Raw genomic sequence first — 6804 nt, 5'->3', positions numbered from 1 at the left:
CGTTCCGGACCATCCACGCGTGGGCGTGTAACGCCGACCCGCATCGGCTCGGGCGCCCAGTTGTTCCTTCGGGACTTGCTCTCGCCGTCGCGCCTCACCCACGTCGTCGATGTCGGGGCCAATCCTCTAGACGGCGGCAAACCGCCTTACCTCCCGATGCTCAAGGCCGGCCTCTGTCATGTGACCGGTTTCGAGCCACAGCAGCAGGCCTTCTTGGCGCTCTTGCTAAAACGCGGCCCAAGCGAGCTGTATCTGCCATGCGCAGTGGGCGACGGTAGGTCACACACGTTGAAGGTCTGTCGCGCAACGGGCATGACGAGCCTGCTCGAACCGGACCCCGCGACGCTGGGATTATTTCCAAGTCTCCGACCGCACGGTGAAGTGATCGAGCGCGTTCCCATTGAGACTCGACGTCTCGACGATATCTCCGAGATCGAGCACGTCGACTTGCTCAAGGTCGACATCCAAGGAAGTGAGCTGTCTGTGTTCCAACACGGTCAGCAGAAGCTCGCGGAGGCGGTGGCGATTCACACCGAGGTGTCGTTCATTACGTTGTATCGGAACCAACCGTCGTTCGGGGAGGTCGATTCAGAGCTACGTGGCCAGGGGTTTATCCCACATTGCTTCGCCGGAGTGAGCCGCAGACCGATTGGGGACTTCGAAGTCGGCGACGATGCCCTCCCGTGGGTCAATCAGCTCACTGAAGCCGACATCGTTTACGTGCGGGACTTCACCCACCCAGACGCGATGACGGATGAGCAGTTGAAGCAATTGGGGTTGATCGCGCATCACTGCTATCGATCGGTCGACTTGGCGTTTCGGTGTGTAGCCCTGTTAGAGGAAAGGCGCGCGGTAGAGGTTGGAAACGCGCAGCGCTACCGGAGTCTGTCGCGCAGCTAGGCCAGCGACAACCGTCGCGCTCCGGGCGCTAACGTGAACAATCGAATTGCACACGGGGCGGTAGCTCAGTTGGTTAGAGCCGCGGACTCATAATCCGTTGGTCGCGGGTTCGAGCCCCGCCCGCCCCACTTCATCGTTATGACCTCGGCTGATGCTTGACATTATTTCGGCTGATGTTTGACAGCGGCTTCGGTTGATCCTTGACACTCCCTGGGCCGCGCGCCCCGAGTCGGCATAAAATGTCCTATCCACGCAAAATAGACAAAACGGCTAAAATAGGCGGGGTGCGCATCTAACCAACGAGGGAGCACCATGTCCACGGTCCTGTTCCGCAACCGCGACGGCAAGCTGGTCGATGTACCCATGGTGACGGCCAGCCGCCTCAAAAACGAGTTCGGCACGGTCTTTGAGGAGGCCGCACTCAACGGGGCGGTGGTGATCACGAAGCACGCCACCCCCAGGGCAGTGCTGCTGTCGTATGCCGAATTCGAGGCGCTGACTGCATCGGCCACACCTGCGCTCGACGACCTGAGCGAGCGCTTCGACAAGCTGTTGGCCACCATGCAGACACCGCAAGCCAAAGCCGCAGTCGCTGCGGCATTCGACGCCACGCCAAAGGAACTGGGCGCCGCGGCGGTGAAGGCGGCGCGCACCGCACAGCCACGGTGATCTGCGCGGCTCATGGCTCGCAAAACATTGAGGCCGGCGCAGATACACGTGTTGGCAGGCGTCAACGGCGCCGGCAAGAGCAGCATCATCGGCGCGACGATCCGCGCCAAGGGCGGTGAGTACTACAACCCCGACGAGGCCGCACGGGAGATTAGGGCGGCCCACCCCGGACTGGGCCAGACCGAGGCCAACGCGGCGGCCTGGGAACAGGGCCGAAAGCTGCTGAAACGGGCGATTGATCAAGGTCTCGATTTCACCTTCGAGACCACACTCGGCGGCAACACGATGCCGGCACTGCTCTCCCAGGCCGCCAAGCGTGGCGTCGAGATCCACGTCTTCTACGTTGGGCTCGGCAGCGCCGACGCCCACATCGAGCGAGTGCGACAACGGGTCCGCGCCGGCGGGCATGACATTCCCGAAGCCGACGTCCGTCGTCGCTACCGCCACAGCCTGATCAATCTCGTGACGTTATTGCCTGTGCTGACCGAGCTACGGGTCTATGACAACTCCACGACCGCCGATCCCGCCACCGGGCAGGCACCGCAGCCGGTGCTGGTGCTGTACATGCAGCGCGGCCGCATCGTTGGGCCGTCTGATCTGACCTCCACACCGGCTTGGGCCAAGCCCATCGTCGCGGCCGCTCTCGACTCCTAGCCGACCAAATCCCTAGTCACATCGCTGATTGCGATGACGGTCTTGCCGTGGCTGCGACGCGCGGGGTCGAATGCCGAAGGCGCTTCGGCCAGTGGACATACCGCGCCGACGAGCGGGCGCAGCCGGCCGTCGCGAAGTCTGAGTTCCAGCGCCGCAAGATCTACTCGGTCGGGTTCGACGACGAAGAAGATCGCGCGTCCGCGCTCCGGCTGAACTTGCGGTGGTTCAGCGACGCTAATCAGCGCACCGCCAGCACGCACCAATGTCGCTGAACGCGTGAGGGTTTCACCGCCGAGCACGTCGAAGACCACGTCGACTTCGCCGACGTCCTCCAGCCGGTCCTGGTGCAGATCCAGGAATGTGTCGGCGCCGAGACCCAGCACCGTGTCCCTGTGCTCGGTACGGCCACTACCGATCACCCGAGCTCCGGCCTCGCGAGCAAGTTGCACCGCGATGGAACCAACGGCGCCGGCAGCGCCGTGAACTAGAACCGTCTGGCCAGTGACAAGTTGCGCGTGATTGAACAGTCCCTGCCATGCGGTCAGCCCGGAAATCGGCATCGCGGCGGCCACCGTGTGGTCGATGTGCGCCGATAACGGCGCAAGATTGCGGGCCTCCACAGCGACGTATTCCGCGAGCGAGCCGTTGCGGGCCCAGTCGGTGATCCCAAAGACCCGCTGGCCAACGGTCAATCCTGTTGTTCCGTAGCCGAGCTCGGCGACGACTCCCGAGACTTCGTGGCCTGGGATAGTTGGGGTCCGATCGTGCCCTGAGCGGTCAGTCCAGGTTGCCGGCCAGTCGAGCTCACCAGGAGTCAAGCCGGCGGCATGGACTTGGACGATGACGTCGTTTTCTGCCGCCTGCGGGTAGGGCATTTCGGCTAACGAAAGCCCACGGAGACCGGCAGCGCGGTCACGTACGACAATAGCTTCCACAGCGATTATCACCCCCCGATGTCGGCGGACGCTCAGCTTATCGCGCGCAGCTCTCGGGGCGGCCACAGCGGCTGCGGTACTTCGACACCGAATGGCGCGTCCCAGCGGTTCCGGGATGAAACCTCATGCACGGGGTGCCGATTGGCTGCGACTCCCCATTTGCCCCGCGGGTAGCCGAGGGTCAGCATGGCCGACATCTTCCAACCTTCCTCGACGGGCACGCCAAGTAACTCGTTCACCTTGTCCTCGAAATTGCGGAGCACCATAGTCATGACGCCGCCGACGCCCTCTGCGCGGGCGGCGAGCAACGCACTCCAAATCGCCGGGTAGATGTTGGCGCCGCCGAGGTCGTCGATGGCGAAGACGAAAAGCAAGAGGGGAACCTCTTCGAAGTGGTCAGCCAGGTAATTCCCCGAGCCCTTCATTCGGCGCATCGTCTCGACGTGAGCGTCCTGGTCCGCGCCGGGTGCCGGCGCCACCATAGGTCCCGTCCCTGCGCTGAATTTCTCGTACTCGAGAGCACGCGCCTGCCGGAACAGCTGGGCGAACTCGCGTATCAGTTTCGGATCGTCAACGGCCACAAAGTGCCAGCGCTGGGTGTTGCCCCCGTTGGGGGCACGAACGGCCGCATCGAGAATGCGGGCCTGCGTGTCCAGCGGAATCGGATCCGGCCGCAACCGGCGCATCATCCTGGTGGTGTACAGCGCTTCATAGATATCCATTTGCCTGCTCCTTTCCACTATTCAGGCCATGTGCTGTTGAAAATGCTGTCGACCAGGTTCCACCGCTCGAATGTGGGGTCGAAGTGCGCCAGCACGTCGTCGTTCATCGTGCCGAAAGTCGTTTCGGGACGATGCTTCATCCCGTCGTTGAAGGCTGCAAGGATGCGGTTCTTGAAGTCGGGACGCGGATGGGCGGCGGTCACCGCGTCATTAGCTTCCGCCGCCAGCTCATCCCGGCCCACGCCGACCACGTCGGTTGCGACACCGGCTGCGAGCAAGGCGGTTTCGGGGTCAAGGCGTCCGGTGACTTCGGGCGTCGTGTGCAGGGCGATGCCCAGCCACACCTTGTCCGCGTCGGATTGTCTGACTCCGTGCTCTAGCAGGAAATCACGCGCCGCGTCGGCACCGTCCATCTCGAAGCGCTGGGTAGAGGTGTGGTAGCGCGCGGTGAGGCCAAGGTCGTGAAACATCGCTCCCACATAGAGCAGTTCCAGGTCTGGTTCCAGGCCGAGGCGGTGCCCATGCAGCGCACCGAAGAGGAATACGCGTCGGGAATGGTGGAAGAGCACGTCATCCTCGGCGTTGCGAACAAGGTTGGTCGCCTCGCGCACCAATGCGCTGTCGGGGATCGCTATGCCGGCGATGGATTCAATCGACTGAGTGGCCATGATCAATCTCCTCGGATGGATGACGTTGATTTGAGTCTGCGCGGGTGCTGCGCAATCCACCTACGGCTATTAAGCCGTCCTTCCCACAAAATGGGACACAATGGCGCTGTGGTGGAAGCCGGTGCGCGGTCGCGGGTGGTGGTGATCATCGTCTTCGACGAGGTGACGCTGTTGGATGTCGCCGGAGCGGGCGAAGTCTTCGCCGAAGCCAACCGATTCGGCGGGGACTATCACATCAAGATCGCGTCGGTGGATGGGCGTGATGTGACCACCTCGATCGAAACCAGATTGGGTGTCACCGACAGCATTTCGTCAATAGAATCCGCCGACACGGTCCTGGTCGCCGGCAGTGACGATCTGCCGGCGCGGGCAATTGATCCCGCACTCGTCGCGGCCGTCAAATCGGTGGCGGGCCGGACCCGGCGTCTGGGCTCCATCTGCACGGGATCGTTCATCCTCGCGCAGGCTGGCCTGCTCAGCGGCCGGCGCGCCAGCACGCACTGGCGAAATACCCGGTCACTTGCGCGTGCGTTTCCCGACATCACCGTTGAGCCGGACGCGATTTTCGTGCGTGACGGCGATATCTTCACGTCGGCCGGAGTGTCGTCGGGCATCGACCTCGCCCTTGCTCTGGTCGAGCAGGATTACGGCAGCGAGCTCGTCCGCGACGTGGCGCGCCAGTTGGTCGTCTACCTCAAACGAGCAGGAGGACAATCGCAATTCTCGGCGCTGGTCGAGGCCGACCCACCGCCGCAGTCCGCGCTGCGGCCGGCCACCGATGCGATTGCGGCCAACCCTGGCGCGGACCACAGTGTGAAAACCCTTGCCGCGCGGGCCAATCTCAGTACACGTCAGTTGGCACGACTGTTTCGATCCGAACTAGGGATGACTCCAGCCGAATACGTCGAAATGGTCCGAATCGATGCCGCCCGTGCCGCGCTCGACGCCGGCCGCACCGTCACCGACACCGCCCACCTCGCAGGCTTCGGCAGCACCGAAACCCTCCGGCGGGTATTCGTCGACCGCCTCGGCGTCTCACCGAAGGCCTATCGAGACAGATTTCGTACCGCCGCCCGCGGCTGAACCCGCTCAAAGCGTGGCGAATTCCGTTAGAGCTTGCTCAGCTTGCTGATCGTTTGAATTTCGGTGTCGCGGTACGGCCGTCCGTCGGGTTGAAGCAGGTCTGCAAACCAGAGCTTCGGAGTCGTCGTGTACGGGTGATCCCAGGAGTCCCACGGAATGTAGGTCTGCGTCTTTCCAATGACCAGCCCCCAATTGATCGCACCAACGTTGTGCCGCTTGGCAACTGGCAAGACCCCGTCAACGGTACTGCCCAGGGACCGAGCCAGGTACTCGGTGCAAAGGATCGGTCGCCCCAACGGCGACAGTTCGGCGATCCGCGCCTCGAAGCCTGCTGGTTTGTCGTAGCAGTGGAAGGTGACAACGTCGGAGTTATCCAGTTGGATGTCAGTACTCTCACTACGTCCCAGGGGATCTCCCCACACGCCGTCCCACACGGCACTCGTTAACGGTTGACTCGGATCAACCGAACGTGCCCACCCGAATGCCAGCGAGAGCAGGTCGGCGACGCGGTCCAGCTTGTCTTTCCTTTCGACCTTGCGATACACGTGGGCGGGATTGTCCGGCTCATTCCAGATGTCCCAACCCAAAACGCGGTCATCCGTGCGGAATTGGCTCAACACGCCCGTGACGTAGTCGCGCAGAGTGCGTCGGTAGTCAAGGTCATCGAGGTGTTCCGCGCCTGGGCTTTGCACCCACCCGGAGTTGTGGACCCCAGGTTTCGGGTCACGCTGGCGCCCCGGTTTGGGGAACGGATCCCAACAGGAGTCGAAGAAGACGAAGAGTGGTTTGATGCGGTGCCGGGCCGCAATGTCGACAAACTGCGCTAGACGGCGTTGGAAGCCGCGGTGGTCTTGGGCCCAGAGCTGATCGTGGAGGAAAACCCGCACGGTGTTGAGCCCGTGTGACTGGGCCCAGCCGAGCTCGGTATCGATGCGCCGTGGATCGAAGGTCTCGGCCTGAAACATCTCCAGCTGGTTGATGGCGTTCGAAGTGATGTAGTTACAGCCGACGAGCCACCCTTGCGCCTGATACCAGCGGTTGGCCCGGTCAGGCGACCATGGGCTTTGGTCTGCTGCTGCGCGAGGGACGGGGGTCAGCGTAGCGCCCGCTGCCAGCAGCACTGGGAGCTTGAGCACCGTTCGACGCCTCACGCTGTGACGATAATTCCCCGGG

General features: G+C 63.0%; 8 protein-coding genes and 1 tRNA gene. 5 read left to right on the top strand and 4 right to left on the bottom strand.

Translation table 11 applies throughout. The features are described 5' to 3' along the window. The first annotated feature begins 60 nt into the window (after nucleotides 1–60). From WBF82_RS06995 to WBF82_RS06980, 4 genes are all read left to right on the top strand, one after another. The gene (locus WBF82_RS06995; protein WP_424382339.1) at nucleotides 61–900 is read left to right on the top strand and encodes an FkbM family methyltransferase; all 840 of its coding nucleotides are present in this window, start codon (nucleotides 61–63) and stop codon (nucleotides 898–900) included. A 54-nt stretch (nucleotides 901–954) separates the two neighbouring features. Continuing rightward, nucleotides 955–1028 (top strand) — tRNA-Ile (locus tag WBF82_RS06990). 184 nt (nucleotides 1029–1212) lie between these two features. Further along, nucleotides 1213–1569, top strand: coding sequence for a type II toxin-antitoxin system prevent-host-death family antitoxin (locus tag WBF82_RS06985; RefSeq protein WP_424382338.1), 357 nt, complete (start codon nucleotides 1213–1215; stop codon nucleotides 1567–1569). A 12-nt stretch (nucleotides 1570–1581) separates the two neighbouring features. After that, nucleotides 1582–2223: a zeta toxin family protein gene (locus tag WBF82_RS06980; protein WP_424382337.1), complete on the top strand. Its 642-nt coding sequence runs from the start codon at nucleotides 1582–1584 to the stop codon at nucleotides 2221–2223. Here WBF82_RS06980 and WBF82_RS06975 read toward each other — a convergent pair. The 3 genes from WBF82_RS06975 to WBF82_RS06965 are packed head-to-tail and all read right to left on the bottom strand — an operon-like array spanning nucleotide 2220 to nucleotide 4548. Further along, a complete protein-coding gene (locus WBF82_RS06975; RefSeq protein ID WP_424382336.1) occupies nucleotides 2220–3158 on the bottom strand; it encodes an NADP-dependent oxidoreductase in 939 nt (312 codons plus the stop codon). The two genes, WBF82_RS06980 and WBF82_RS06975, sit on opposite strands and share 4 nt — an antisense overlap. Before the next feature lie 32 nt (nucleotides 3159–3190). Beyond that, nucleotides 3191–3880 (bottom strand): nitroreductase family protein, encoded by a 690-nt coding sequence (locus WBF82_RS06970; protein ID WP_424382335.1) that lies wholly within the window; start codon nucleotides 3878–3880, stop codon nucleotides 3191–3193. A 17-nt stretch (nucleotides 3881–3897) separates the two neighbouring features. Continuing rightward, a complete protein-coding gene (locus WBF82_RS06965; RefSeq protein ID WP_424382334.1) occupies nucleotides 3898–4548 on the bottom strand; it encodes an HD domain-containing protein in 651 nt (216 codons plus the stop codon). 90 nt (nucleotides 4549–4638) lie between these two features. Here WBF82_RS06965 and WBF82_RS06960 point away from each other — a divergent pair, with 90 nt between their 5' ends. Continuing rightward, complete coding sequence (locus tag WBF82_RS06960; RefSeq protein ID WP_424382333.1) at nucleotides 4639–5631, top strand: GlxA family transcriptional regulator; 993 nt, start codon at nucleotides 4639–4641, stop codon at nucleotides 5629–5631. Between the two features lie 26 nt (nucleotides 5632–5657). On the opposite strand, the gene WBF82_RS06955 is transcribed toward WBF82_RS06960, so the two are convergent. Beyond that, entirely contained in the window at nucleotides 5658–6782 is a 1125-nt protein-coding gene (locus tag WBF82_RS06955; RefSeq protein WP_424382332.1) for a 1,4-beta-xylanase, read from the bottom strand. Nucleotides 6783–6804 lie beyond the last annotated feature (22 nt).

Source organism: Mycobacterium sp., from assembly GCF_049673265.1.
Lineage (GTDB): Bacteria > Actinomycetota > Actinomycetes > Mycobacteriales > Mycobacteriaceae > Mycobacterium.
This window is presented reverse-complemented; position numbering and strand designations above follow the sequence as displayed.